The 25,842-nt window shown below is 71.9% G+C and carries 23 protein-coding genes; 17 read left to right on the plus strand and 6 right to left on the minus strand.

Going from position 1 to position 25,842, the window contains the following annotated elements:
• The 4 genes from HF526_RS13325 to HF526_RS13335 form a co-directional block, all read left to right on the plus strand.
• Positions 1-1,973 (plus strand): bifunctional copper resistance protein CopD/cytochrome c oxidase assembly protein (locus HF526_RS13325; protein WP_169381734.1); only part of this gene is annotated, 1,973 nt, incomplete at its 5' end.
• A 380-nt stretch (positions 1,974-2,353) separates the two neighbouring features.
• Complete coding sequence (gene asnB / locus HF526_RS13330; protein WP_169381735.1) at positions 2,354-4,210, plus strand: asparagine synthase (glutamine-hydrolyzing); 1,857 nt, start codon at positions 2,354-2,356, stop codon at positions 4,208-4,210.
• A 130-nt stretch (positions 4,211-4,340) separates the two neighbouring features.
• Entirely contained in the window at positions 4,341-4,469 is a 129-nt protein-coding gene (locus tag HF526_RS36350) for a hypothetical protein (protein WP_275403994.1), read from the plus strand.
• Between the two features lie 293 nt (positions 4,470-4,762).
• A complete protein-coding gene (locus HF526_RS13335; protein WP_169381736.1) occupies positions 4,763-4,924 on the plus strand; it encodes a hypothetical protein in 162 nt (53 codons plus the stop codon).
• A gap of 73 nt (positions 4,925-4,997) precedes the next feature.
• On the opposite strand, the gene HF526_RS13340 is transcribed toward HF526_RS13335, so the two are convergent.
• From HF526_RS13340 to HF526_RS13350, 3 genes are all read right to left on the minus strand, one after another.
• Positions 4,998-6,203: an alpha/beta fold hydrolase gene (locus tag HF526_RS13340; RefSeq protein ID WP_169381737.1), complete on the minus strand. Its 1,206-nt coding sequence runs from the start codon at positions 6,201-6,203 to the stop codon at positions 4,998-5,000.
• 232 nt (positions 6,204-6,435) lie between these two features.
• A complete protein-coding gene (locus HF526_RS13345; RefSeq protein ID WP_211177154.1) occupies positions 6,436-7,707 on the minus strand; it encodes an MFS transporter in 1,272 nt (423 codons plus the stop codon).
• The gene (locus HF526_RS13350) at positions 7,704-8,186 is read right to left on the minus strand and encodes a MarR family winged helix-turn-helix transcriptional regulator (RefSeq protein ID WP_211177155.1); all 483 of its coding nucleotides are present in this window, start codon (positions 8,184-8,186) and stop codon (positions 7,704-7,706) included. Before HF526_RS13350 ends, HF526_RS13345 begins: the two co-directional genes overlap by 4 nt.
• A gap of 266 nt (positions 8,187-8,452) precedes the next feature.
• On the opposite strand from HF526_RS13350, the gene HF526_RS13355 reads away from it, so the two are divergent.
• A complete protein-coding gene (locus HF526_RS13355) occupies positions 8,453-9,652 on the plus strand; it encodes an MFS transporter (protein ID WP_169381738.1) in 1,200 nt (399 codons plus the stop codon).
• Positions 9,653-9,669: 17 nt separating this feature from the next.
• On the opposite strand, the gene HF526_RS13360 is transcribed toward HF526_RS13355, so the two are convergent.
• A complete protein-coding gene (locus HF526_RS13360) occupies positions 9,670-10,671 on the minus strand; it encodes a YhjD/YihY/BrkB family envelope integrity protein (RefSeq protein ID WP_169381739.1) in 1,002 nt (333 codons plus the stop codon).
• 362 nt (positions 10,672-11,033) lie between these two features.
• Here HF526_RS13360 and HF526_RS13365 point away from each other — a divergent pair, with 362 nt between their 5' ends.
• From HF526_RS13365 to HF526_RS13400, 8 genes are all read left to right on the plus strand, one after another.
• A complete protein-coding gene (locus HF526_RS13365; RefSeq protein WP_169381740.1) occupies positions 11,034-12,509 on the plus strand; it encodes a penicillin-binding transpeptidase domain-containing protein in 1,476 nt (491 codons plus the stop codon).
• A 222-nt stretch (positions 12,510-12,731) separates the two neighbouring features.
• Positions 12,732-13,589, plus strand: coding sequence for a nitrilase-related carbon-nitrogen hydrolase (locus tag HF526_RS13370; RefSeq protein ID WP_169381741.1), 858 nt, complete (start codon positions 12,732-12,734; stop codon positions 13,587-13,589).
• Positions 13,590-13,688: 99 nt separating this feature from the next.
• Positions 13,689-15,197 carry a hypothetical protein gene (locus HF526_RS13375; RefSeq protein ID WP_169381742.1) on the plus strand — a complete coding sequence of 503 codons (1,509 nt, stop codon included), beginning with the start codon at positions 13,689-13,691 and terminating at the stop codon, positions 15,195-15,197.
• A 13-nt stretch (positions 15,198-15,210) separates the two neighbouring features.
• Positions 15,211-15,510 (plus strand): hypothetical protein, encoded by a 300-nt coding sequence (locus HF526_RS13380; protein ID WP_169381743.1) that lies wholly within the window; start codon positions 15,211-15,213, stop codon positions 15,508-15,510.
• Between the two features lie 98 nt (positions 15,511-15,608).
• Entirely contained in the window at positions 15,609-17,258 is a 1,650-nt protein-coding gene (locus HF526_RS13385) for a tubulin-like doman-containing protein (RefSeq protein ID WP_239028649.1), read from the plus strand.
• Positions 17,259-17,339: 81 nt separating this feature from the next.
• Positions 17,340-17,816, plus strand: coding sequence for a hypothetical protein (locus tag HF526_RS13390; RefSeq protein WP_169381745.1), 477 nt, complete (start codon positions 17,340-17,342; stop codon positions 17,814-17,816).
• On the plus strand, positions 17,813-18,151 hold the full coding sequence (locus HF526_RS13395) for a hypothetical protein (protein WP_338051453.1): 339 nt from the start codon (positions 17,813-17,815) through the stop codon (positions 18,149-18,151). Before HF526_RS13390 ends, HF526_RS13395 begins: the two co-directional genes overlap by 4 nt.
• Complete coding sequence (locus tag HF526_RS13400) at positions 18,148-18,477, plus strand: hypothetical protein (RefSeq protein WP_169381746.1); 330 nt, start codon at positions 18,148-18,150, stop codon at positions 18,475-18,477. Before HF526_RS13395 ends, HF526_RS13400 begins: the two co-directional genes overlap by 4 nt.
• Position 18,478: 1 nt before the next feature.
• Here the strand turns inward: HF526_RS13400 and HF526_RS13405 are convergent, their stop codons facing one another.
• Both HF526_RS13405 and HF526_RS13410 read right to left on the minus strand, forming a co-directional pair.
• The gene (locus HF526_RS13405) at positions 18,479-19,852 is read right to left on the minus strand and encodes an outer membrane protein assembly factor BamB family protein (RefSeq protein ID WP_169381747.1); all 1,374 of its coding nucleotides are present in this window, start codon (positions 19,850-19,852) and stop codon (positions 18,479-18,481) included.
• Between the two features lie 73 nt (positions 19,853-19,925).
• Positions 19,926-21,104 (minus strand): FAD-dependent oxidoreductase, encoded by a 1,179-nt coding sequence (locus HF526_RS13410; RefSeq protein ID WP_169381748.1) that lies wholly within the window; start codon positions 21,102-21,104, stop codon positions 19,926-19,928.
• A gap of 102 nt (positions 21,105-21,206) precedes the next feature.
• On the opposite strand from HF526_RS13410, the gene HF526_RS13415 reads away from it, so the two are divergent.
• From HF526_RS13415 to HF526_RS13430, 4 genes are all read left to right on the plus strand, one after another.
• Complete coding sequence (locus HF526_RS13415; protein ID WP_211177156.1) at positions 21,207-22,094, plus strand: PaaX family transcriptional regulator; 888 nt, start codon at positions 21,207-21,209, stop codon at positions 22,092-22,094.
• Positions 22,095-22,209: 115 nt separating this feature from the next.
• Positions 22,210-23,322: a cupin domain-containing protein gene (locus HF526_RS13420; protein ID WP_169381749.1), complete on the plus strand. Its 1,113-nt coding sequence runs from the start codon at positions 22,210-22,212 to the stop codon at positions 23,320-23,322.
• A complete protein-coding gene (locus tag HF526_RS13425; protein WP_169381750.1) occupies positions 23,319-24,140 on the plus strand; it encodes a fumarylacetoacetate hydrolase family protein in 822 nt (273 codons plus the stop codon). Before HF526_RS13420 ends, HF526_RS13425 begins: the two co-directional genes overlap by 4 nt.
• Positions 24,140-25,756 carry an FAD-dependent monooxygenase gene (locus tag HF526_RS13430; RefSeq protein WP_169381751.1) on the plus strand — a complete coding sequence of 539 codons (1,617 nt, stop codon included), beginning with the start codon at positions 24,140-24,142 and terminating at the stop codon, positions 25,754-25,756. Before HF526_RS13425 ends, HF526_RS13430 begins: the two co-directional genes overlap by 1 nt.
• The last annotated feature ends 86 nt before the right edge of the window (positions 25,757-25,842 follow it).

The raw sequence follows: 25,842 nt of genomic DNA on the forward strand, positions 1-25,842 counted from the left end.
GACCCGTGCGCCGGCGACCGGTCCCGGCGTGGCTCCTCATCGGGGCCGCGGTGGTCGCCGCCGCGGCGCTGACCGGCGTGCTGCTGGCCGCGTTCGCCCCGAGCGTCGGTGAGCTCTACGGGCTGCCCGACCTCGGTGCGGTGGTCGACGCCGGGTTGCCCGCGGCCCGGGTGATCGCGATCGGCGCTGCCGCGGTCGTCGTGGGCAACCTGCTGCTGGCCGCCGTCCTGGTGCCCGGCGACCCGAACGGCGCCGTGTCGCGGGAGGGCTACGCCGGGCTGCAGGCGGCGCGTCCGTGGGCGGTCGTGCAATGCGTGGCGTCGCTGGCGGTGGCGCTGCTGACCGTGGCGGAGAACTCCGGGCAGCCACCCGGCTGGGAGCTCACCCACCTCGCCGAACTGGCCGTGGGCGTGCTGCAACTCCAGCAGGCCGCGGGATGGGCCATCTCGGCCGTCGTCGCGTTGCTGGTCGCGGTGCTCGCCACCGTGGCGCTGTCCTGGCGGACCGCGGTCGGCCTGCTCGTGCTCGCGCTGATCTCGTTGACGCCGGTCGCGCTGACCGCGGCCACCGACACCGAGCGCTCGCACGACCTGGCAGGCGACGCCGTTGCGCTGCATGTGCTGGGGGCCGTGCTCTGGCTGGGCAGCACCATCGCGGTGGCCCTGCACCTCGCCCGGCGGGGCACCGGGCAGCAGGCGGTACTGCGCCGGCACAGCGTGATCGCCACCGCCTCGCTGTTGGTGGTCGGTGCGTCGGGGGTCGAGTCGGCGGCCCTGGTCCTCACTCCCGGTGAACTGTTCGCCAGCGGATACGGGCTGCTCGTGGTGGTCAGCGCGATCCTGCTGGCCGGGCTCGCCGTCATCGCGCATCGGATCCGGTTCGCCGTGCGGGCACACCCCGGGCGTACTGCGGCCCGCCTCGTGGTTCTCGAACTCGTGCTGCTCGCGGGGGCCGCGGCCACCGGAACCGGGCTGATGCGACTTTTCCCGCCCAGCCAACAGAGCTACGTGGCGAGCCGGACCGTCTACCTCATCGGCTACGAGCTGCCCCCGCACCTGACGGCGGCCGATCTGGTGCTGCAATGGCGCTTCGACCTGGTCTTCGGCACCTTCGCGGTGCTCGCGGCCGCGGGCTACCTGCTCGGAGTGGCCCGCTTGCGACGGATCGGGCGGTCATGGCCGGCCGGGCGCACGGCGGCCTGGCTGGCGGGCTGCGCCGTGCTCCTCGTGGCCACGTCCTCGGGCCTCGGTACGTACGCGACGGCCGTGTTCAGCGTGCACATGGTGCAACACATGCTGCTCGCGACCTTGGTCCCCGTGCTGCTCATCCTCGGCCACGGCGTCACGCTGATCCTGCAGGTCTCGGGGGAGCGCACGACCGCCCGGTTGGTGAGCCTGCTCGACTCCCCGGTGGTGCGGCTGGTGCGCCACCCCGCGGCCGCCTGGGTGGCGGTCGCACTCACGTTGTTCGGGCTGTACCCGACGGGCCTGTTCGGGGCGATCCTGCAGGAGCACTGGGCGCATCTGGCGATGGATGCTGCATTCTTCGGGACCGGGCTGGCGCTGTTCTGGCCCGTGCTCGGGCACAGCCTCCCGGGACGCGGTCTCCCCGCGATCGGGCGGATCGTGATGGTGTTCGCGGTGATGGCGCTGCACGCGGTGTTCTCCGTGTGGTTGCTGGGCCGCCCCACGCCCGTCGCGGAGAGCTTCTACGCCTCGCTGCGTCTGCCCTACGTCCCCGACCTGCTCGCCGATCAGCGACTCGGCGCCGAGCTCGCCTGGGCGCTGGGCGAGCTACCCGTGGTCATCACGGTGCTGGCGCTGGTCCTGCGCTGGACCCGCACCGACCGGGAGACGCCCGTGGGTTCCGACCTCGCCTGGTCCGGTCCGCGATCCGATGACGGGATGACCTATCCCGACGTCGTCCCGGCCGGCTCCGCCGCCGACAGCCGAACGCCCTACCACCAGGGCTGACGGGGTGCCGCCGCCGAGCCCGCGGCACGGCCGTGCGCCGGCGGTCGGCCCTACCGGGAGCGAGTACGGCGCGGGCCGTGATCGTCGAGCTGGCCGCGATGGGACCTGGCCGACGCGGCTGCCCTGCACGTCCCGAATATGTGCTCGTGGCTCGTGTCGCGTCGTAAACCTGTCCGGCGCGTGGTGATCATCACCGTTGGTCTTTCGAACCCGGCCACCCTCGCCACCAGCCGAAACGCGTCTTGCCGCGGACTCGGGATCAGCCTTCACCCCGATTTAGTTGCGATAGCTAACGAGATGCTCCTACGGTCGAGATGTCACAGCCAGGTGACCGCTTGTTGCCGGTGGGTAACCGGGCGACATCGGGGGAGGCGAACGGTATGTGTGGCATCGCAGGGCAGTGTGACTTCCGGGGTGACCTCGAGCGCGACCGGGCCCGCGTGCAGCCGATGGTCGACACCATGGCCTGCCGGGGCCCGGACGACCAGGGGCTGTGGACGAGCCGGCACGCCGCGCTCGGCCACCGCCGGCTGGCGATCATCGACGTGCCCGGTGGGCGGCAGCCGATGACCGTCGAGGAGAACGGCGAGACCCTGGCGACGATCGTCTACAGCGGCGAGGTCTACAACTTCACCGAGCTGCGCGCCGAGCTGCAGGGGCGCGGGCACACGTTCCGCACCGACAGCGACACCGAGGTCGTGCTGCACGGCTACCTCGAGTGGGGCGAGGACGTCGTCGATCGGCTCAACGGCATGTTCGCGTTCGCGCTGTGGGACGCCCGCCGCGAGGAGCTGTTCCTGATCCGGGACCGCATGGGCGTCAAGCCGCTGTACTACTACCCGACTCCCGACGGCGTGCTGTTCGGCTCCGAACCCAAGGCCATCCTGGCCCATCCGTCGGCGCCGGCCGTGCTCGACACCGACGGCCTGCGTGAACTGCTCGCCCACGTGAAGACCCCCGGCCACGGGATCTACAAGGGCATGCGCGAGGTCCGCCCGGGCTCGCTGGTCCGGGTGAACCGCGACGGCCTCACCGTCCGGCGCTACTGGAAGCTGGAGGCCCTCGAGCACACCGACGACCGCGACACCACGGTGGCCCACGTCCGTGAGCTGCTCGACGACATCGTCGCCCGCCAGCTGATCTCCGACGTGCCGCTGTGCACGCTGCTCTCGGGTGGCCTGGACTCGAGCGCCGTCACCGCGCTGGCCGCGCAGAAGCTCGCCGCGGCCGGCGCCGGGCCGGTGCGCTCGTTCGCGGTCGGTTTCGTCGGCTACGAGGAGAACTTCAGCGCCGACCCGATGCGTGACACCCCGGACGGCCCGTACGTCCGGGAGCTCGCCGAACACGTCGGTGCGAACCACACCGACATCACCCTGTCCAACGACGAACTGATGGATCCCGACGCCCGGGCCGCGGTGCTCCGGGCCCGCGACCTGCCGGTGAGCATCGGCGACATGGACACCTCGCTGTATCTGCTGTTCAAGGCGATCCGAGGACGCTCGACGGTGGCCCTGTCGGGCGAGTCGGCCGACGAGGTCTTCGGCGGGTACCGCTGGTTCCACGACGCGGCGGCGGTCAACGCCGACACCTTCCCGTGGATGGCGGTGCCCGGTCGCAGCCCGCTGGACGAGAGCGGCAGCCTGTTCGATCCGGGCCTGCTGCAGAAGCTGGACCTGCCCGGATACCGCGACGCCTCCTACCGCGACGCGCTCGCGGAGGTGCCGCACGTCGACGGTGTCTCGGCGCAGGAGCGCCGGATGCGGGAGGTCTGCTACCTGCACCTCACCCGGTTCGTGCAGATCCTGCTCGACCGCAAGGACCGGATGAGCATGGCCAGCGGCCTCGAGGTCCGGGTGCCGTTCTGCGACCACCGCCTGGTGCAGTACGTGTTCAACACCCCGTGGGCACTCAAGACGTTCGACGGCCGGGAGAAGAGCCTGCTGCGGGCCGCCGCCCGCGACGTGCTGCCGGCGTCGATCGTCCAGCGGGTCAAGAGCCCGTACCCGTCCACCCAGGACCCCGGCTACGAGCGGATGCTGCGCGACGAGCTCGCCAAGCTGCTGGTCGCCGAGGACTCGCCGGTCCTGCCGCTGATCAACCGGGACGCCGCACGGGCGCTGACCGAGCAGGAGGTCGGATCCCGGAGCCTCGAGTCGGCCCGCGCGAAGATCGAGAACGTGCTGCAGCTCGACGCCTGGCTGCGCCGCTACCAGCCGACCCTCGACATCGCCGGCTGAGCCGGGCCGACGGTGCTCCGGGGCCTCGCCGCAGGTCCCGGAGCCCGGCCCCGGTCTGCCCAGAGGCATCAGCGCTGCGGCCACGTGCGCTCGCCGCGGCCGGGTACACCGAGTTGACACGGTGGAGGTCGTGGTCCGCGACGACGCCGTGGTGGCGATCCGGCCGCCGGCCGGCCGCGCCGTCCCCCGCAACGAGACCGTTCTGGCCGGGCGTGACCAGGGCGCCGCCGCGCGGTTCCTCGACCCTGGTCTGGCGTGACCGTGGCGTCCGGCGCCGGCTGCCGTCCTGTCCCCGACGTCGCGGGGGCCGCATCGCCGGGACCTGGCCCGCCGGGCCCGGCGGTGGTGGAATGAGGACGACTGACAGGGAGGGAACATATGCCTGATCAGGAGCCCAAGGACACCCGCCTGCCCGTCCCGGCGCGGGATCGCCGCCCGATGGCACGGAGATCCCGCGCAGTCTCCGCCGATCGTCCGGGGTCGCCGGCGCGCGCCCTCGTCGGCGCTCCCGCAGTCGCGGCGTCGGTTGTCGGCGCCGCTGCGGCCGCCGCCATGAGCGGCGCGGCCGTGGCCTCCCGCCTGCTGTGGGCGTGGTCCGGCTGGCGGGACCTGCCGCGATCGGGCGCGCAGGAGCAGCAGCCCTCGTCGTGGGCGGGGCCAGGGGTGCACATCAGCTACACCCACATCGAGATGCACTGGCCGCTCGATCGTTGACGCATCGACGGCGAGGAGCGGTGACCCGGTGGCTCCGGATCACCGCCCCCGCGCCGGCCGGTCCGAACTCGCGTCAGGACCGGGCAGGGACCTTCCCGCTGAGCCAGTCCATCGAGGCGGCGAAGGATTCCTGGCTGGTGCGGAACGCGTTGAGGTCGTGACCCGCGCCCTCGGTGATGTGTGCGTCGATGGACGGCACGTCCGGTCCGAACCACGGACGCTCGTTCTCGATCAGCGACTGCGGGGTGCTGCACGGGGCGCCCAGGTCCAGCGGGCCCTGAGAGCAGAAGATGCCGTCGAGGCTGCCGTTGATGATGAACACGGGCGCCCGGACATCCAGCGGAGTGCGGAAGATGATCGGGTAGTTCGCCAGTTCGGTCTGCGTCACGGTGCCCTTGGTGGCCTCGTCGCGCTCGACGATGCGCTGGTCGACGTCGGTACCGGGGGCGTAGAACAGGTCATAGCGGGTGCCCGGCCGGCTGGTGATGTAGCCGGGGTCCGGCATCGATCCCTGGAACTGCGGGTCGAGGGCCGCCGGGTAGTGCTTCGACTCGATCGCGGTGGGGGTCTGCACCTCGCGGATGTTGTGCGAGACGCCGGTCAGCACCAGCGCATCGACGTCCTGATACCGGGACGCCTCGATGAAGCTGGTCATGCTGCCGTAGGAGTGTCCGACCAGCGCGACCTTGTCGAACGCGGCCCTTTCGCCGGGCGACTCGATCCGGCCTTCACGGAGTGCCTGGACGACCTGGTGCACGGCGGTGGCGTTGGAGTCGATGTTGATCGCAGCGCTGACCGGACGGGTGCTGTCGCCGTTGCCGATCCGGTCGATGGCCGCGGTGGCGTAGCCGGCCTTCGCGGCGGCGGCCTCCCACGAGTACCGGTCGCCCTGCGGGTCGTCCGGGTCGGCGATGTTCCAGTACCGGTGGTCGTAGGTGATGCCGTGGACCAGCACCTGCACCGTGTCCGGGGTGGGCTTGCCCTCGGGCAGGCACAGCTTGACGACGACCTGCTGCTGGCCGAGCGTGTCGCCGAGAGGAACACCGAGTCCTGAGCCCGGTGCCGGCGGCAGTCCCACCTCCAGGTCTACGGGCAGGCGGCTCGTCGTGCAGGTGCGGCCGTTGTCGGGGGCGACGGAGTCGGCAACGGCTCGCGGGTCGGAGGCGGGCCCGGCCGACGCGGGCCCGGCGGTGAGCGCGACGCCGGCGCCGGCCAGGACTGCGGTCGTGACGAGGGCGGCCGCTCGGCGACGCCCCCTCGATGAACCAGACGTTCTCATCAGATCCTCCAGGATCGAGCTCAAGCCAGGCCGGGAGAACGGCCGGGGCGCCGGCAGACGCGGCGTCCCCGATTCGTGCAACCACGGACAAATCTCTCGTCGCAACGACCAGGAGGGTTGCGGGACACGCACGGTCTAGGGCTATCCCTCGTTCGTGGAGGAGGCCCCGTGTTCCGTCGGGAATGGCCGTCGCGGTGTGCGACGGTCGTCCCCGACGGGGTGAGGCCAGAGCTCAGTCCGCGGCGGGGACCGTGCGGGAGGCCATCCGGCGCACCACGACGGCGCCCAGACCGGCCGCGACGATGCAGGCGACGGCGCCGAGCACGAGGCCTGCGCGGCCGCCCAGATGCTGGCTGACGAAGCCGGCGATGGGGCCACCGATCGGCGTCGAGCCGAGGAACGCGACGGCCCACAGCGCCATCACCCGGCCGCGCATGTGCGGTGCCGCCTCCAGTTGCAGCGTGCTGTTGCCCTTCGACAGGAACGCGACGCTGGCAGCGCCCACCATGGCCATGGCGAGGAGTTCGATCGGCAGGGTGGGGGCGAGTGCCGCGATCAGCAGCACCACGCCGAAGGCGGCCGAGGCGGTCACCAGCGACCGGACGCCGGTCCGGCCGCGTGCGGCCACGTAGAGCCCACCGAGCACCGCCCCGACGCCCATGGCCGCAGTCAGGAACCCGTAGGTCCGCGCGTCGCCGTGGAACGTCTCCTCGGCCACCACCGGCAGCACGACCTGGAACTCGTAGGCCAGGCAGCCGACCAGCGCCATCATCAGCAGCGGGATCCCCAGCGTCGGCGTCCGGGCCACGTAGGCCAGGCCTTCGCGGAGCTGGCCGGGAGAGCGGGCCGCCGGCGTCGAGGGGCTGAGCGTCGAGACGTCGAGCCGGGCCAGTGAGGTGACGACGGCGACGAAGCTCACCGCGTTGAGCATGAAGCACACGCCGAGGCCACCGGTGGCGATCACGATGCCCGCGACCGCGGGGCCGACCGCGCGGGCCACGTTGACCAGCACCGAGTTGAGGCTGACCGCGTTGCGCAGGTCATCCGGCCCGACCATCTCCAGCACGAACGCCTGACGTGCCGGGTTCTCGAAGCAGTTGTTCAGCCCGAGCAGGAACGCCAGCACGAAGACGTGCCAGATCCGGACCTCGCCGGTGACCGTGAGCAGGCCCAGCGCGAGCGCGAGCACGCCCATCATCGACTGCAGGCCGATCATGAGCCGCCGCTTGTCCATCCGGTCTGCGATGACACCGGCATAGGGGCCCAGGACCAGGGTCGGGAGGGTCTGCAGGGCGATGACGAGGCCGAGATCGGTTGCCGAGCCGGTCAGCTGCAGCACCAGCCAGGACTGCGCGACGGTCTGCATCCAGGTGCCGACGAGCGAGATCGCCTGGCCGGTGAAGTAACGGCGGTAGTTGGGATTGGCGAGGGAGGCGAAGGTCTGGCGGCGCAGTGTGCCGAGAGGGACGGAGGCGCGTTGACGGAAGTCGCCGAGAGCGGTCACAGGGTGCCGGCACCGCCGTTCGCGGGGCCGGTGGCCGCCGGGCGCTTCGCCAGGTGCTCGGCCAGCGCCTCGAGTGCCGGCAGCGCGGCCAGCAGTTCGGCCGACCTGCCCTCGGGCATGTCGGCGAGCCGATCGGTCAGCAGCTGGGTGCGTTCGGCCCGCAGGTGCCGGTGCAGCTGCGCCCCGGCCTCGGTGACCTCGACCCGTACGGCGCGGCGATCGCCGGGATCGGGCTGCCGGCCGATGAGGCCGGCGTCCTCGAGCTTGGCGACGATGCGCGACAACATGGTCGGGTTGACGCCCTCGATGTCGGCCAGTTCGCTGACGCCCATCGGGCCGCGCCGCGCGACGGTGCCGAGCACGGACATCTGGGTCGGGGACAGCGCGTCGCCGCGGGCCTGACGGTCGAGCAGTCGCGCGATGCGGGCGAGGGCGATCCGCAGCCGGGCGACGTCCTCGGCCTCGAAGTTCTCTGACATGTGTGCCCTCCCGCGCCAATTTATTTGCCTGCTAGCAAGCATACGCCCGATCGGGCGCGGTGTCACCCGTCCGTGATCGCGACGGTCCGAACGGTGCGTGCCGCAACGGTTTTCGCGCGCGCTCTGGCTACGGTGGCCGGGTGCGATGGAGGTTGCGGCGTGTCGCCAGGGAAGCCCCGGCCTCCACGCCGGCGGATGCCGCCGCCCGCCCGGCGACGGGTGGACCGCGAGCGTGGGGAGTCCTCGCCGTCGTGGTGGGGTGCTCGGTGGTGGTGTTCGTCGACAAGGCGCTGCTCGGCCTCGTCGCCCAACCGCTGATCAGGGACCTGGGGCTGTCGGCGACCCGGTTCGGCGCGATCAGCAGCGCCTCGTACCTGCTGTTCGGTGTCACCTGCCTGATCGCCGGGTTCCTCGCCGACCGGATCTCACCGCGCCGGGTGCTGATCGTCTGCGGCCTCATGTGGGCGGTCGGGCAGGTTCCGGCGATCTTCGCAGTCACCGGCGGCATGCTGTTCACGAGCCGGCTCGCGGTCGGTGCTGCGGAGGGTCCCGCCCAGCCGCTGTCGCACGTCGTGGCCTACTCGTGGTTCCCGAACGAGCGGCGTGGGCTCCCGGCCGCACTGATCACCTGCGGTGCGGCCATCGGGAAGATCGCCCTGGCACCGGTCCTCGCGCTGATCATCGTGACCTTCGGATGGCGCGCCGGGTTCGCGTCGGTCGGGGCGCTCGCCCTGGTCTGGAGCGTGCTGTGGCTGGCCACGGGCCGGCTCGGCCCCTACGCCGCGCCCGCCTCGTCGGCCGCCACCGTCGCGGCGAGCCCGGAACTGCGTGTGCCGTGGCGCCGGCTGCTGCTCACGCGCACCTTCCTGGGCAGCCTGGCCGCCTACTTCACCCAGGGGGCGCTGGCTGCCGTCATCTTCACCTGGTTGCCGTCGTACTTCCAGCACGGCCTCGGGTTCTCTGCAGCCGCGTCCGGAACCCTGTTCGCCCTGCCGAGCGTGATGGCGATCGTCGCCCTGCTGTCGGTCGGGACGATCACCGACGGGCTGCTGCGGCGGGGGGTGCGCTCCCGCATCGCCCGTGGCGTGTTCGGCGGAGCGTGCATCGTCGTGGCCGGACTGGTCCTGTGCACCCTTCCATGGATCCACAACGCGGTCCTGGCGATCATCGTGCTGATGATCGGCTACGGCGTGTCGACAACCGTCCAGGCGGTGACGAACCCGGCGGTCGCCGAGATCGCCCCTGCCCGCCAGCGTGCCGGCGTGCTCGGGGTCCTCACCGCGCTCGGCACCAGCGCGGGCGTGCTCAGCCCGATCCTCGCCGGCGCCCTGCTCGACAGGGCCGCCACCCCGCAGCAGGGCTACACCACCGCGTTCCTGGTGTTCGGTGGCCTGGTCGCCCTGGGCGGGTTGTGCTTCGCCCTGCTCGTCGATCCCGACCGCGACGCGCGGCGGGCCCCGGCGTAGACCGAGTGATCCCGTCGTCACGGACGCCGATCACGCTCGGTCGGGGGGTCGAACTCGACGGTGATCTCCTCGAAGTCCTTGTAGCGCTGTGCCGTCGCGTAGGAGCGGTAGCTGCGCCGGTCGGCGTGGGTGAGTTCGTCGTTGCCGACCAACGGTGTGAGGGCGAGCAGTGCGCGCGGCCAGAGTCGCTCGGAACGGACCGCGTTGAGCTCTGCGGCGAACACCACGACCAGCGCTTCCAGGTAGATCCACGCCAGCAGTCCGAGTACGAGTCCGAACAGCCCGTAGACCTGGCTCGTCCCCCTCAGCTCGTGGCCGACGAGCAAGGTGCCCAGCGACTGCAGGACCTGCCAGGCGAGTGCGGCCACGACGGCTCCGGGAAGGACCTGCCGGACGGTGAGGTGCCGCGCGGTGAGCACCCGGAAGGCGAGCACGAGCAGCACGCCGTTCACGATCACCGCCAGCACGGTGGCGCCCGCTCGCAGCGCGAGATCCCATTCCGGGCCGTAGTCGCCGGCCCACGTCGTGAGCCCGGCCAGCCCGGTGGTCACCAGCACCCCGATGCAGAGGACGCCGAGCAGTGCCAGGCCACGCAACCGCGCCACGACAAGGTCGGGGCGCCGGGTCATCGGCACCGCCCACACCTGGTTGAACGCGTTCTGGATCGCCACCGAGAACCCCAGGCCGCCGTAGAGGGCCACCAGGATCCCGATCACCAGCCCGGTCCCGGAGCCGTGCAGCGGGTGCGCGGTGTCGGTGAGTTGGTCCCCGATGACGGGGAACTGGCCCAGCGCGCTGCTGATCAGTTCATGCTGCAGCGCGGGATGGCCGTGCAGCATGAAGCCGAGCACCGTCGTGAAGATCAGCAGCAGCGGGAACAACGACAGGAACCCGTAATAGGTGATCAGCGAGGCGAGGTAGGTGCCCTGGTCGTCGACGAACTTGTAGATCACCGCGATCGGGAGGCCCAGCCACCGGTGTCGTCGCTGATACGTGTCGAGCTTGCCGATGACGCCCACGCGAGCCGGATACCCGCCACGGTCACCGGCGACGCGACCGTGATCTCGGTGCAGGAACTGCGGACGGCGCCGCCACCGTTGTAGCGACGGGCCGCGAAGGTTCACGGCGACAGGCTGTGATCAGGCCCACCCCACGGTGTCACCACCGCGTTGCACCTGCTCCGCGCGGTGGACGCCGGACGGCACGGCCCGCGCGGCCCCGCCCGCCGACCACCTCGGCGCGGCGCGCGTCGCGGGACGGCTAGCTTCGGAGCGACACGGGGGGCGGAGGTCGAGGAGGCGATCGAGATCAGTTCCAGGCGTTGGCGGCCGCCGACTTCAGGGCCGGCCCACGATGCGGTCATCGGCCGGGACGGTCGCGGGTGAACGCTGCAGTCCGCCGGGTGTCCATCGCGATGATGGCCCTCATCGTCGCGCTGGTCGCGAACCTCACCTATGTGCAGGTGGTGAAGGGGTCGGACTACGCGAACGACCCGCGTAACCCCCGAGTGCTGATCGCGGAGTACTCCAACCCCCGTGGCCAGATCAGTGCCGACGGTCAGTTGCTGGCGTCCAGCACCCCGACCAACGACGCGCTGAAGTACCTGCGGCAGTACCCGAACGGCCCGGCGTTCGCCCCGGTCACCGGGTACTTCTCGCAGAGCTACGGCACGGCCGGTCTGGAGCGGGCCGGGGACCCGGTGCTCGCCGGCTCCGACCCGCGACTGTTCTTCCGCCGCATCTCCGACATGATCACCGGCCGCAGCCCGACGGCGGGCAACGTGGTGACCACGATCAACCCGCAGATGCAGCAGGTCGCCTACAACGACATGGCGCAGAAGCACTATGCGGGCGCCGTCGTGGCGATCGAGCCGTCCACCGGGGCGATCCTCACCATGGTCTCCACCCCGTCGTTCGACCCCAACCCGCTGGCATCGCACGACCCGGCGGTCCAGAAGCAGGCCTGGAACGCCGACGGTGCCGCCGACCCTCCCACGATGACGAACCGGGCGATCTCCCAGACCTATCCGCCGGGATCGACGTTCAAGCTGGTCGATCTGGCCGCGGGGCTGCAGGACGGCATCACGCCGGACACCCAGGTGACCGCCGAGTCCAGGATCACGCTGCCGGGTACCACCACCACGCTGGAGAACTACAACGGCGAGCACTGCGGGCCGGGCTCCAACACGACGACCACCGTCGCGGATGCACTGGCCCGCTCCTGCAACACGGCGTTCGCCACCATGGCCGACCAGATCGGGGCCGACAAGCTCCGGGCCGCGGCCCAGGCCTTCGGCATCGGGCAGACCGACCTGCAGATCCCGACCCAGGTGGTGCCCTCCGACATCGGCACGCTGCCCGATGCCGCGGCGCTGGCCCAGTCCGGGATCGGGCAGCGCGACGTGCGGCTCACGCCGCTGCAGAACGCCGAGATCGTCGCGACGATCGCCAACGGCGGCACCCGGATGGCGCCGCACCTGATCAAGGAGATCGACGGCCCGGACCTGTCGGTGATCGACCAGACCCAGCCGCAGAAGCTCGGGCAGGCGATCCCGACGAACGTGGCCAACACGATCCGCGACCTGATGATCGGATCCGAGAACCTGACGACCGGCCACGGCTCGCTTCCCGGCGTCACCATCGCGTCCAAGACCGGGACCGCCGAGCACGGCGTCGACTCGAAGACCACCCCGCCGCACACCTGGTACGTGGCCTTCGCGCCCGCCGAACATCCGGTCGTGGCCGTGGCGGTCATCGTCGAGAACGGCGGTCACCTCGGCGACTCCGCGACCGGTGGTTCGGTGGCCTCGCCGATCGGCCGGGACGTCATCGCCGCCGCCCTGCAGACACAGAGGTGAGCGGGCCGGGGCGCGACGCGGGACTGCGTACCGTGGCTTCGCCATCGTCTGCTACCTCCGGATTCACTTCATCGTGGAGGTATTGCATTGCGGACCTGACCGCGTAGGTTTGAGACACAGGTCGCACCGAGCCTCGAAGCGCAGGCGTACCGGACGAGTCCGGGAGGTGGTCCAGTGCGAGACCCGTGCACCACTCATGGGCCCCGTGTCGGGATCGCGGTGATGAACTACCCGGTGCCCCGCCTGCACACCGGCAGCGACGCCCGGCAGAACTACCTCAAGATCGCCGACATGATCGTCGGGATCAAGCAGGGACTGCCCGGCCTGGATCTGATCGTGTTCCCCGAGTACGCCACGCACGGCATGGCCGACCAGCGCGCCGAGGTGCTCCGGCCGGTCCTCACCGCGCCGGGCGAGGAACTCGACGTGTTCGGCGCGGCCTGCGCCGCGGCGGGGGTATGGGGCGTCTTCTCCCTCACCGGGGGCCGGTGCCGTCCCGACCGGCACAACACCGTCGTCCTGATCGACGACCGCGGTGAGGTGGTCCAGCGGTGTCGCCGGACCCTGAGCGGCCCGCCCGGGTGCGGTGCGCAGAGCGACCCGGCCCAGGTCGCCGACGGCCCCCGAGGCCTGCGCACGATGCTCACCATCTGTGGCGACGGGCGGCATCGCCCGGCCGGATGCCAGGTCCGCGGGGCGGAACTGGTCGTGCGCTGCCAGGGTTCGCCGGAGGTCCCTGTCGCAGACCAGATCTCCGCCGCCCGCGCCATGGCGTGGATGAACGTCTGCTACGTCGCCACCGTCAACGCGGTCGGCACCGACGGCCTCCACACGTGGGCGGGGTACTCCGCGATCGTCGGGTTCGACGGCCACACGCTGCGCCAGTGCGGCGACGAGGAGTACGGCTTGCAGTACGCGGAGCTGTCCCCCGCCGCGATCCGTGAGTACCGCGCCGCGCGGAGCCGCCTGGAATGGGCATGGCGCGGTGCGCTGCGGGGCTCGACCCCCGGCAGATCGGCGGCCGTGCCCCGCCGTAGAGGCGACGGCCGGGCGGTCGCCCTCGCCGTCGTCAGCGGCTGAGCACCGCCCGGCAGGGCGTCCGGGACCGCCCCGTGTGGAGGGCGGTCCGACCGACCCCTCGCGAGGCTCGTCCCACTCTTCGAAAGGCAGGCAGCGGCCATGGCCACCGAGCACGGACACGGTCACAACCACGAGCACGAGCACGAAGCGGCGCTCGCCCGGATCGAGGCGCTGAGCAAGGAAGGCGTGCACCGCGCGGGAGAGCACGAAGGCCCGTTCTCGCTGCACGTCCTCGGGTTGGGCGGTACCGGGGCGGCGATCATCACCGAGTTGCTCAAGGACCCGCCCGAGGGCTTCACCGCGCTGGCCGTGGACATCGGGGACGCCGATCTGGCCCCGGTACGCGCCGCGGCCGGCGACCTGCCGGCCGGAGCGGTGCAGACCGTCGCGCTGCCGGTGCCCACCCTCGACGAACTGTTCACCGCGCTGAACCGGTACCGCGAGTTCCTGAAGATGGAGTACCCGCGCTACTACTGGAACCCCAACTACGAGCCGTGGCTACCCTCCGACCTGAAGCTGCCCGCCGCGGGGGAGCGGTTCCCGCGGGCGATCGCCAAGGCGATCTACGGCTCGGAGTACTACCAGAACGGGGAGATCACCAAGGCCCTGGACGCGTTCGCCGAGGGCGTGCTGGCCAGCGACAGGACCCCGCTGGTGGTCGTCCCGTTCGCGCTCGGCGGGGGCGTGGGCAGCGGGATCGTCGTGGAGATCGCCCGGCACCTGTCCACGATCAAACTGGGCCGCCGGCCCTGGGTCGTCGGCATCGGGGTGCTGCCCAGCTCCGCCGATCCGCCGGAGATCGCCGACGGCTCGTTCTTCCCGGTCATCAACGAGCTCGACTGCATGATCGACGCAGAGAAGAACAACGGCGTGATGGCGGTGTGGGGCGACCTGTACAAGAACCCGTTCACCGGCGGCTTCTTCGTGGTGCCACAGGACGACGTGCAGGCGTTCACCGGTGACCTCGCGGCGACCCACGCCTACGTCGACTCCGGCATCGCGGCGTTCCTCTCCGCCGAGGGCGGCAAGGACCTCTACGAGACGCTGAAGGCGCTGAACTGGCTCGCCGTCCCCGGGGACCAGTGGCACCCGGCGATCCGCGGCCAGCAGAGCGACCGCTGGGTCAACGTGCTCACCACCCGTACGCTCGACGACGCCGGCTCGCTCGGCTCGCTCGGCCTGAACAAGGGCTTCCGCACCGAGTACGCCGAGGCCCGGGTCTTCGCCCCCGCCAAGGAAGGGACGAAGGCGGGTGAGGCGGTGGCCAAGGCGGTCGGTGACGTCGCGACCACCATGGTCGAACCCGTCGTGCTGCCGGTCGAGAGCGACGCCGGCTTCGTCAGTGTTCTGGTGCCGCGTGCCTCCAAGCTCGACCTCGCGCTCTTCGTGCCCTCCCGGGACATCTACGACACGCTCGAGTGGGACGACAAGCTGCTCAAGCACTCCTGGTTGCTGGACCTCGGGGTGATGCTCTGCGAGCCCTCGATCCGGTTCGACGGCATGGGCGGCGAGTGCATCTGGGGCTGCGCCTGCTGGGTGGTGGTCCCGCACGCCGCGATCCGCGGTGAGCAGGCCACGTCGCCGGTGGCGACCGTTCCCGGCAGCTGATCAGGAGGACACCGTGCCACTGGACTGGGCCGACGTCGTCACGAGATACGAGAAGGGCGCGGAGCTCCCGTCGATGCCCGGGGCGCGCACGTTGCAGGTGACCGGCGCCGACGACGACTACATCTACGTCGCGCACCGGCTCTGGACCGACAAGCTCACCCGCGCGTACCTGGAGAAGGCGGTCGAACTGCTCGAGGCGGGCCGGATGACACGCAACTACGGCGACGTCGTCGACCACTACCGGACCTACATCGCCGACGAGCGGCCGACGACCGCGGCCACCGTGCTCAAGGACCTCGGATACCTGGAATGACGCCCCGCCCGACCTGAGCCGCGACGAACAGCGCACGACCGCCAGAGGACGTGCGGCTGTGCCGTACGCCCGAAAACAGGAGGAAGCACACAATGGGTATGTCGCTCTATCACAGTGCGACCGGCGCCCAGGCGCCGCACTGCATTCACGCCATCGGTATCGGCAAGACCGGCGCTTACATGGTCGAGGCGCTGCTGCGCACCGGTGAGATCGAGGACCAGCTGGAGGACCCGCGCGCCCGGTTCACCGGCCTGGCCGTCGACATCGGTGACCAGGACATGCACGAACTGCGGGAGTACGCCTCGGGCTTCAACGCCCGGCTCACCGAGCGCGACATCCCGACCGACCGCCACCAGGTCCGCACCGTCGCCCTCGACGTCCCGGAGCGGGACGATCTGATGACCAGCCTGAACCGCTGGCGCGAGTTCCTGAAGATGGAGTACCCGCGCTACTACTGGAACCCGAACTACGAACCCTGGCTACCTGCGGACACCGAGATGCCCAAGGCGGGCGACTCCATTCCGCGCGCCGTCGCCAAGGCGATCTACGGGCACTACTACTACGGCGAGGACAAGCGGCTGGAGAAGGAACTCGACGACTTCGTCGCCAGCATCAACGCGACCCGGCTGCCGTCGATCGTGCTGGTGTTCTTCTCGATGGCCGGCGGCACCGGCAGCGGGATCGTCGTCGACCTCGCCCGGCACCTGTCCAATGTGAAGCTGGGCCGGCGCATCCCGGTGGTCGGGGTGGCGCCGATGCCGTTCTCCGGGGACGAGGAGCACGCCGGCGGCAAGGCCGCGCTGTTCCCCACCATGAACGAGATCGACTGCATGCTCGACGACGCCAAGAACCAGGGCGTCATGGCGGTGTGGGGCGATCTCTACAAGAACCCGTTCACCGGTGGGTTCTTCGCGCTGCCGCAGGAGCACTCCTGGCAGCGGCTGGGCTCCTACACCAAGACCGGCAAGCCGGCGATCCGCGATGCGCTGCGCAAAGGCGTCACGCGCAAGTTCATCAACGACTCGTTCAACCGGTTCATCGTGCAGGACAACGGCCGACTGCTGTTCAAGATGCTGCGCCCGGCCGGGTTCACCGGTGCACCGCACGAGCGCAACATCTCCGGCGACCGCACCTGGACGCTCTTCGACGTCGCCAAGTTCACCCACCCCGGCGTGGAGGTGCTGCCCGGCGAGCCGAAGAGCAAGTGGCGCGAGGTCATCAGCAAGTGGATCGACTACATCCCGCAGTTCTCCGGGCTCAAGGAGGGCTTCAAGACCGACTACATCGAGGCGCAGACGGTCGCCCCGCGCGAGATCTGGAACGAGACGCTGCAGAAGAAGCTGGAGGCGGTGCTCGGGGAGTACCTGCTCGAGGGCGAGGACGGCACGCTCAACACCTCACACGACGAGTTCTTCGACGAGCTCACCTCCTACTCGAACATCATCATCCCGGGCGTGGCGAAGACCGACTTCACCGCGTTCTACGAGGCCCGGGACGCCTACGACGCAGTCGAGTCGTGGGACGAGAAGTTGATGATGCACTCCTGGCTGCTCGACCTGGGCGTCATGCTCTCCGAGCAGTCGATCCGGTTCGACGGGATGGCCGGCGAGTGCATCTGGGGCTGCGCGTGCTGGGTCGTGGTGCCGCACGCGGCGATCCGCGGTGACGCGCCGGCCTCGCACGACGTCTCGGAGGTGCAGCAGGCGGCCATCGCCCCGATGCTGCGAACCGTCGTCCAGACGCCGTAGCCGGGCAGCGGATGTGGCTTTCGCTGCATCTGGCGCAGCGAAAGCCGCATCCGCCCACCGTGGGTGAACCGGGAGGTGGAGGTGGATGTCGTTGCGGGCGAGTACGCGGGGTGGGTGGAGCGGGTGCGGGCGACGTTCGAGGCCGTGCGGTACACGTGCAGCCATCGCCTGGCCGACCCCGATCTCGCCGAGCAGGTGAGCGTGCAGGTGATCGCGGGGCTGGTGTCCCGGCCGACCGTGTTCCGCTACTTCGGGCTTCCGTACTCGGGGCGGATCGCCCGGCTGGCCGAGACCCGCATCGCCGAGGCCGACGCCGGCCGGCTGGCCACGGTGTGCCGCTGGGCCGAACTGCGGCAGCGGTTGGACAGCGTGCCGGAGGAGCATCGGGAGGTGCTGGTCGCGGCGTGCATCCGCGGCGAGGACATCCCCGCCCTGGCCGCCGGATTGTCCTGCACCGAGCAGCAGGCACAGGCCCGGCGGGAGTCGACGCTGGCCTTCATGCACGAACTGGCGAGTCCGGGGCTGCCCCCGGCTCCCGATCCGGACGAGAGAGGGTGAGCCCGGTGCCCCTGGACTGGGACGCGGTCGTGACGAAGTACTCCGGCGGTACCCGGATCCCCACCGTGGCGGGTGGCAAGACGCTGGAGATCACCGGCGCGGACGATGCGGGCGTGCACATCCGCAATCCGCTGTGGCGCGACACGCTGACCCGCGAGCACCTGACCCGGGCGGTGGAGCTGGTCGAGTCCGAGCGCATGAGCCGGGACCCGGGTCTGTTCGTGGAGGAGTACCGCGCGCTGGTGGCCGACGCCCGGGCGACCTCGGCGGCACACGTCCTGAAGGACCTAAGGCGTCCTCCGGTGACCCACCGCGGAACGGAGCTGATGCGATGACCGGACTCGACTGGGCGATGGTGCGGGCGCGGTATGCCGCGCAGCCGCAGGTCCGGCCGCTCGCCGGAGGGTCCGTGCTGCAGGTGGTATCCGTGGACGACGAGCAGATCTGCCTGAAGCAGCGGCTGTGGCAGGACTGCGTGACGCGGACCCAGCTGGAGACGGCGTACGGGTTGCTGCAGAACAGAGCCGCTCCGGGGAGCGCCGTCGAGTTCGCCGAGGAGCTGCGGCGGTACTACGCGGGCGGGCCGGACGTGCGGCCCGACTGCACGCGCGTCCCCAACCTCTCCGCGATCATCCTGAAGGACCTCGGGTACCTCGGGTGATCTAGGGGGCGATGCTGACCGCGGTGACGCCCGCGGTGGTCGGGACGAACAGCCCGTTCCCGCTCACGGCGGGTGTGGCGAAACGGGTCGCCTCGCCGACCTGCACGGTGGCGCGGGTGTGGCCGTCGGCGGTGTCGAGGGCGTAGAGCGTGCCGTCCTGCTGGACGGACCAGACCGTCGTACCGACCACGACCGGCGACCCGGTGATCTGGTCGGACGCCTGCCAGCCCGGGGCCAGCCGGTCGCCGGGCCCGACCGTCAGCTGCAGCAGGCCCGTCATGCACGGCAGGTAGGCCACGGCGGTCCCGCCGGGGCCGGGTGTCGCCGCCCCACCGCCGTAGGACTCACAGCCGGCGGCCTGCGCGCGCTGACCACCGACACCGCCCAGGGCGGCGGTGTCGAGGAGGTAGATCCCACCGCCCTTGCCGGCCGTGACGACCCGCGTGCCGCCGGGCAGCAGCACCGGTCCGGTGGAGCCGAGGTCGGCGTCCACGGAGTTCTCCTGAGCCCACTGCGTCGGCGCGAAGCCATCCACGAGCTGCAGCTGCGGGGACAACCGGAGCACCGAGTCGCTGTGGTCCCAGACGGCGCCGGTCGCGTCGCCGTTCCCGGTGGCGACCAGCAGGTCGCCACCGGGCAGCGCCGTGGGACCCGAGGGCGCCCAGATGCCGCCCTCCCGCGGGGTCGGCACGGCGAAGCCGACCAGTGGCCCGAGGCCGTCGGTCGGCGCGCCGACCACCCGGCCGAGGTACCGGCCGCAGTCGCCGTCGTTGCCGCCGTAGGCGATGTAGACCCGGCCGCCGGTCAGCAGCAGCGCGGCGCGCTGCAGCTGGGTGGCGGGTTCGCTGCCCGGGGCGTCGACGACGCGCTGCGAGCGGATGTGCCCGGACGCGAGGTCGACGCCGAACAGCACGTGCTCGATCCCGGCGCGGGCGGTCACCGCGAAGACCTGACCGGTGGCCGGATCCTCGGCCGGGGTCCCGGTGATCCCCAGCGGATCGATGTTGCCGCAGGGCAGCGCACCGCCGGGCACCGGATCGGCCAGGTGCGTGCGCCACCGCACCGCGCCGGTCCGCGCGTCCAGGCCGTAGAGCGAACCGCCCTCGGTCGCCGCCACGACGAGACCACCGACCACGAGCGGGCTCGCGTACACCGCCCCGTCGAGGCGTGCCTGCCAGGCGACCGCCGGGGCGTTCGGGTCAGGGCCGCCGGGGACGAAGCCCGCGCGGGTGCCGTCACCGTGGTAGGTCGGCCAGTCCGGGCCCGGCCGCAGCGGCGCGGCGCCCGGCGTCGTGCCCGAGGCGGTGCCGCCCGCCGTGCAGCCGGTCATGGTGAGCAACCCGATCAGCGCCAGGACCCACAGCCGCTGCCTCATGTGCCGCTCCGTTCCCGCCGCGTCAGCTCCACCGTGCCGGGTGGCGCGGGGATCGCCAAGGGTCGGGCCCGAATCATCTCCTCGGCAGCGGCGCGTGGCGTTCCACAAGCGCGCGCCCGCGGTCGTAGTCGTCGTCGGCGCCGTGGGTGAGCACCCCGACGGTGACACCCTCGCGGCCGTACCAGGCGGTGAACGCACCGTCGCCGTGCTCGGCCACCCGTACGGTGTCGAAACCGTCGCCCCAGGCGGCGTACTTGCATGTCCGGTGCCCGATGGTGGACCAGAACCCCGGCGCCCGGTCCCAGCGTGCGCCGCCGCCGGCGGCGGTGACGCCGGCGATCTCGCCCATGGCCACCGCCTCGCCCCAGTGCTCGACCGCGAGGTGCCGGCCGGCGGCCGCGTTGCGCGCGAGCGTCACGTCGCCGGCGGCGAGGATCCCGGGGACCTGGGTCCGCATGCGCTCGTCGACCGGGATCCGGCCGTCCCGCAGCACGATGCCGGCGGTGGCGGCCGGCTCGGTGCGCGGAGAGACGCCGGTGGCCATCAGGATCAGGTCCGCCGCCACCGGTGGGCGTCCGTCCAGCTCGACGCGGCGACCGTCCGCGACGGCGATGACCTCGGCGCCGCCGATCACGTCGACGCCCTGCTCCCGCAGCCAGCCCGCGATCCGCCGCCCCACCTCGGGGCCCAGCCGGGCCGCGTGCGGTACCTCCTCGGAGCTGACCACGGTGACCCGCAGTCCGCGGCCGGCCAGCGACGCCGCCGCCTCGCAGCCGATGAAGCCCGAGCCGATGATCACCGCGGTGCCGGCCCGCCCGGCGGCGGCGCGCAGCGCCCGGGCGTCGTCGAGCGACCGCAGCACCAGCACTCCCGGATGGTCCGCGCCCGGCACCGGCAGCCGTCTCGGGGCGGCCCCGGTCGCCAGCACGCAGGTCCGGTAGTCGAGCCGTTCCCCGTCGCCGAGCACGACGTACCGGTCGCCCGGATGGATGGTGGCGACGGTGCGGTCCAGGTCCACGGTGACGCGCTGCTCGTCGTAGAACTCGGCGGGCTCCATCGGGAGGCTCTCGGCGGTCGTCTCGCCCCGCAGGTACTCCTTGGACAACGGTGGCCGGTCGTAGGGCCGCGCCCGGTCGTCGGAGATCAGCCGGATCTCGCCCGCGCCGCCGCACGCCCGGTAGCCCCGGGCGGCGGACAGTGCGGCCGGCCCACCGCCGACGATCACCAGCCGGTCGGTGTTCGCGGCGTCCACGGTCCGACGGTACGGCCGCCGGCCGTACCGGTGCAGCCCGGAGCGGCCCCGCGGGCCGCATTTCTGGTGCGCCGGTGGGACGGACGTCGTCGAAATGGAACAATGCAGGACGCGGCCCGCCGGGCGGCGATCCACCGGGAGGTGACGGTGAAGGCGCGTTCCTTGGTCTTCGACCTGTTCGGTGACTACCTGCGCTACCGCGGCGGTGAGGTTCGCCTGCGCGGGCTGGTCGCGCTCATGGACTGTTTCGGGGTCCCGGAGGCGACCGTGCGGGTGGTCGTCACGCGGCTGCGCAAGGAGGGCTGGCTGGCCAGCCGCCGCGACGGCCGGGAGACCGTCTACGCGCTGACCGAGGCCGCCTGGCAGCTGCTCGACGAGGGCCGCGCACGGATCTTCGGTCGCGAGACCGGCCCCTGGGACGGGCAATGGCACATGGTCCTCTACTCGGTGCCGGAGACCGACCGCGCGCTCCGCGAGCAGCTCCGCAAGAAGCTCGCCTGGCTGGGCTTCGGGCCGTTCTCCTCGTCTGTGTGGCTGAGTCCGCACAACCGCGCCGACCAGGTTCGGGCCGCCTTCGCCGACCATCCGGCCGTGCGGCTCGACGTCCTGCACGCCCGGTCCGAGGGGGCCGATGCGGACCGCGACATGGCGGCCCGGTCGTGGGATCTGGCCGCGCTCGACCGGGACTACGCCGAGCTGCTCGACCGCTACCGGCCGCGGCTCGCGGGCTACCGCGCCGGCACCCCGCAGGGCCGCGACGCGCTGGTCGAGCGGATGCAGCTGATGCACGACTACCGGCTGTTCCCGTTCCGGGATCCGGACCTGCCGCCCGAGCTGCTCCCGGCGGGCTGGTCGGGCCGGGCCGCCCACGAGGTGTTCCTGGAGGCGCACAGCCTGTTGCGGGCCCCGGCCGAGGCGTGCGTCGATGGGCTTGTCGGCAACGGGGCCGGGGCTGCGAACGGCGCGGCAGTCGTCCGCTCGGCGAGCTGATTCGTTTCAATTGCTAGACGACCGTCGCAGTGCCGTTGTAGCTTGAGCAGGCTCTGCCCGCGCCGATGATGAGCGTTCGACGAGCGTGCCGACCGGGGCGCCGCACCGGTCGCGGATGCGCCGAAGGAAGGACGTCGCTGTGACCGCCACCGATCCGACCCCGGCCGTCGCCGAGCCGACTGCGGAGGAGCGGGCCGAGCTCGACCGGCTCTACGCCGACTTCGAGGCCGCGCACATGGCGCCGCTGTGGACCCAGCGAGCCGGGCTGATGCCCCAGCATCCGGAGCCGGCCGCGGTGCCGATGCTGTGGCGCTGGTCCACGCTCTACCCGCTGGCCGCGCGCAGCGGTGAGCTCGTGCCCGTCGGGCGCGGCGGCGAGCGCCGCGCGATCGCGCTGGCCAACCCCGGGCTGCCCGGCCGCCCGTACGCGACGCCGACGCTGTGGGCTGCGATCCAGTACCTCGGCCCCCGCGAGGAGGCGCCGTCGCACCGGCACACCCAGACCGCGTTCCGCTTCGTCGTCGAGGGTGAGGGGGTGTGGACCAACGTCGAGGGCGACCCGGTCGCGATGCGCCGCGGCGACCTGCTGCTCACCCCGGGCATGCACTTCCACGAGCACCACAACACCACCGACCACCCGATGGCCTGGATCGACGGCCTGGACATCCCGCTGGTCAGCCAGCTCGACGCGGGCTTCTTCGAGTTCGGCCCCGATCAGCTGGCCACCCGGGACCAGCCGGCGTCCTCGCGGAACGAGCGGCTGTGGGCCCACCCCGGGCTGCGGCCCATCGGGGCGCCGCGCACCCCCGCGTCACCGCTGATGGCCTACCGCTGGGAGCACACCGACGCCGCGCTCACCGCGCAGCTGGAGCTGGAGGCCGAGGGCCATCCCGGCGTCGTCGAGCCCGGGCACGCCGCGGTCCGGTTCACCGACCCGGCCACCGCGCGCGACGCACTGTCGACCATCCGCACCGAGATGCACCGGCTGCGCCCGCGCACCCGAACCGCGACGACGCGCGTCGTCGGGTCCGCGGTGTGGCAGGTCTTCGACGGCGCCGGCGTCGTCACCGTCGGCGGCGAACGCTACGAGGTGGCCACCGGCGATCTGTTCGCCGTCCCGTCCTGGGCGCCGCTGACGTTCGAGACCGACACCGGGCTGGACGCGTTCCGGTTCGGTGACGACCCCGTGTACGAGGCCCTGGGCCTGCACCGGAAGGACCCCGCGTGAGGCTCGCGACGATCCGCACCGTCGACGGCACCCGCGCGGTGCGGGTGGACGACCACGCCGCCGTCGAGCTGGGCCACGCCGATCTGGGCGCGCTGCTGCGCCGCCCGGACTGGCGGGCCGAGGCCACCGCCGCGGCCGGGCCCGAGCATGACCTCGCGGGCCTGGACTACGCGCCGCCCGTACCGGCGCCGGAGAAGATCTTCTGCGTCGGGCTGAACTACCGCACGCACATCCTCGAGATGGGCCGCGAGCTGCCCGAACACCCGACGCTGTTCGCCAAGTTCGCCCGCGCCCTGGTCGGCGCGAACGACCCGGTCGTGCTGCCGACCGGATCCGAGCAGGTCGACTGGGAGGCCGAGCTCGGCGTCGTCATCGGCGCCGAGGTCCGGCACGCGACGTCCGAGCAGGCCCGCGCCGCGATCGCCGGCTACACGGTGGTCAACGACGTCACCGCACGGGACTTCCAGTACCGCACGCTGCAGTGGCTGCAGGGCAAGACCTTCGAGCGCAGCACGCCGGTGGGGCCGTGGCTGGTCACCGACGCCGAGCCCGGGGACATCTCATGCGAGGTCGACGGGGACGTGGTGCAGAAGGCCGACACGGCGGACCTGGTGTTCGACCCGGCGACGCTCGTCGCCTACCTCTCGCAGCTCGTCACGCTGGTGCCCGGCGACCTCATCGCCACCGGCACGCCCGGCGGCGTCGGGCATGCCCGCAAGCCGCCGCGCTACCTGGCCGGGGGCAACGAGCTGGTGACCCGCATCGAGGGCGTGGGCGAGTGCCGCAACATCTGCCGCGCCGAGGCCTGGCGGGGCTGATGCGCGTCGCGGTCGCGGGCGGCGGCCCGGGCGGGCTGTTCTTCGCCACCCTGATCCGGCGGGCCGACCCGTCGATCGAGGTCACCGTGTTCGAGCGCAACCGCGCCGACGACACGTTCGGTTTCGGCGTGGTGTTCTCCGACCGCACGCTGGCCGGGATCCACGAGGCCGACCCCGTGCTGCGCGAGGCGCTCACCTCCCGCGGCCGGCACTGGGACGACATCGAGGTCCGGCTCAAGGGGGAGCGGATCCGCTGCGGCGGCAACGGGATGGCCTCCATCGCGCGGCAGACCCTGCTGACGTTGATGCAGGCCCGCGCCCGCGACGTCGGCGCCCAGCTGCGGTTCTCCACCGAGGTCGGCCTCGACGACCTGCGCGACCACGACCTGATCGTGGCCGCGGACGGGACCGGCTCGCGGATCCGCGAACAGCTGTCCGCTGATCTGGGTTGCACGGTCGAGACCGCGACGGCCAAGTTCATCTGGTTCGGCACCGACTACATGTTCGACGGGCTGACCTTCGTCCACGAGCGCGGCCCACACGGCGTGTTCGCCGTGCACGGCTACCCGATCAGCGCGGATGTCAGCACGTTCATCGTGGAGACCGACGAGGCGTCCTGGCGGGCGGCCGGTCTCGACGAGTTCGACGTCGCCCAGCCGCCGGGACCGAGCGACCTGATCAGCAAGGCGTACCTGGAGGAGCTGTTCGCCGAGCAGATCGACGGGCGGAAGCTGCTGGTCAACAACTCCCGCTGGGGCAACTTCCGCACCCGGCGCACCAGCCGTTGGCACGCGGGCAACGTGGTGCTGCTCGGCGACGCGGTGCACACCGCGCACTTCTCGGTCGGATCCGGCACCAAGATGGCGATGGAGGACGCGGTCGCGCTCAGCGCCGCGCTCGCCGCGCACCGCGACGACCTGCCCGCCGCGCTGGCCGCCTACGAGGCCGCCGCGCAGCCGTCGGTCGCGGCGATCCAGGACTCGGCCCGGCCGAGCCTGTCCTGGTGGGAGCACTTCGGCCGCTACCACGAGGTGTTCGAGCCGTGGCAGTTCGCGTACCACTTCCTGTCCCGCAGCATCACCGACGCCCGGCTGGCCCGGCGCGCGCCGGAGTTCTCCCGGTCCAGCCACGCCGGGTGGGTGCGCCGGCACGGGGCCGAGCCGCTGCAGAGCCCGTTCGAGGTGGGCGGCGTGGCGCTGCCCGGGCGGGCCGTGGTCGTGGACCGGGATGCCGCCGTGCTGCGCGCCCCGGACGGAACCACCCTCCCGCTGCACGACCATGGTCAGCGTTCCAGGGACATTCCGGCCGAATCCGGCCGCGCCGTCCCTGGCTCGGCGATCATGGTCGCCGCGCCGGATGGCGAGACCGGGCTGCCGGAGGTGTTCACCACGCTCGCCGGCCTCGTCGACGCCGGCCCGGCGCTGGTCGCGGTGCACGGCGGCACCCCGCACACCCGCACCCTGGTCTGCGAGCAGGCCCGGCTGCACCACGGGGTGCCCGTGCTGCTCGTCGACAACAGCCTGGACCGCGACCGCGCGGTCACCGCGGTGCTGTCCGGGCGGGCCGATCTGGTCGGCGGGTCGACCGAGGTCGTGGCGTCGTGGGACGCGGCGTGACGGGCACTGCGAGCGGTCACACCAGGACCGGGATACGCCCACCGGAAAGCGCCGACTCGCCCTCCCGAAACTGCCGACTCGCGGGG

Origin of the sequence: Pseudonocardia acidicola, assembly GCF_012911935.1 — a bacterium.
GTDB lineage: Bacteria > Actinomycetota > Actinomycetes > Mycobacteriales > Pseudonocardiaceae > Pseudonocardia > Pseudonocardia acidicola.

Coding starts and splice junctions, on each gene's coding strand:
- HF526_RS13405 (WP_169381747.1), bottom strand. CDS start 19,852: ATGAGGCAGCGGCTGTGGGTCCTGGCGCTGATCGGGTTGCTCACCATG.
- HF526_RS13430 (WP_169381751.1), top strand. CDS start 24,140: ATGCGCGTCGCGGTCGCGGGCGGCGGCCCGGGCGGGCTGTTCTTCGCC.
- HF526_RS13400 (WP_169381746.1), top strand. CDS start 18,148: ATGACCGGACTCGACTGGGCGATGGTGCGGGCGCGGTATGCCGCGCAG.
- HF526_RS13340 (WP_169381737.1), bottom strand. CDS start 6,203: ATGAGAACGTCTGGTTCATCGAGGGGGCGTCGCCGAGCGGCCGCCCTC.
- HF526_RS13370 (WP_169381741.1), top strand. CDS start 12,732: ATGAACTACCCGGTGCCCCGCCTGCACACCGGCAGCGACGCCCGGCAG.
- HF526_RS13385 (WP_239028649.1), top strand. CDS start 15,609: ATGTCGCTCTATCACAGTGCGACCGGCGCCCAGGCGCCGCACTGCATT.
- HF526_RS13420 (WP_169381749.1), top strand. CDS start 22,210: ATGCGCCGAAGGAAGGACGTCGCTGTGACCGCCACCGATCCGACCCCG.
- HF526_RS13350 (WP_211177155.1), bottom strand. CDS start 8,186: ATGTCAGAGAACTTCGAGGCCGAGGACGTCGCCCGGCTGCGGATCGCC.
- HF526_RS13415 (WP_211177156.1), top strand. CDS start 21,207: ATGCAGGACGCGGCCCGCCGGGCGGCGATCCACCGGGAGGTGACGGTG.
- asnB (WP_169381735.1), top strand. CDS start 2,354: ATGTGTGGCATCGCAGGGCAGTGTGACTTCCGGGGTGACCTCGAGCGC.
- HF526_RS13335 (WP_169381736.1), top strand. CDS start 4,763: ATGAGCGGCGCGGCCGTGGCCTCCCGCCTGCTGTGGGCGTGGTCCGGC.
- HF526_RS13375 (WP_169381742.1), top strand. CDS start 13,689: ATGGCCACCGAGCACGGACACGGTCACAACCACGAGCACGAGCACGAA.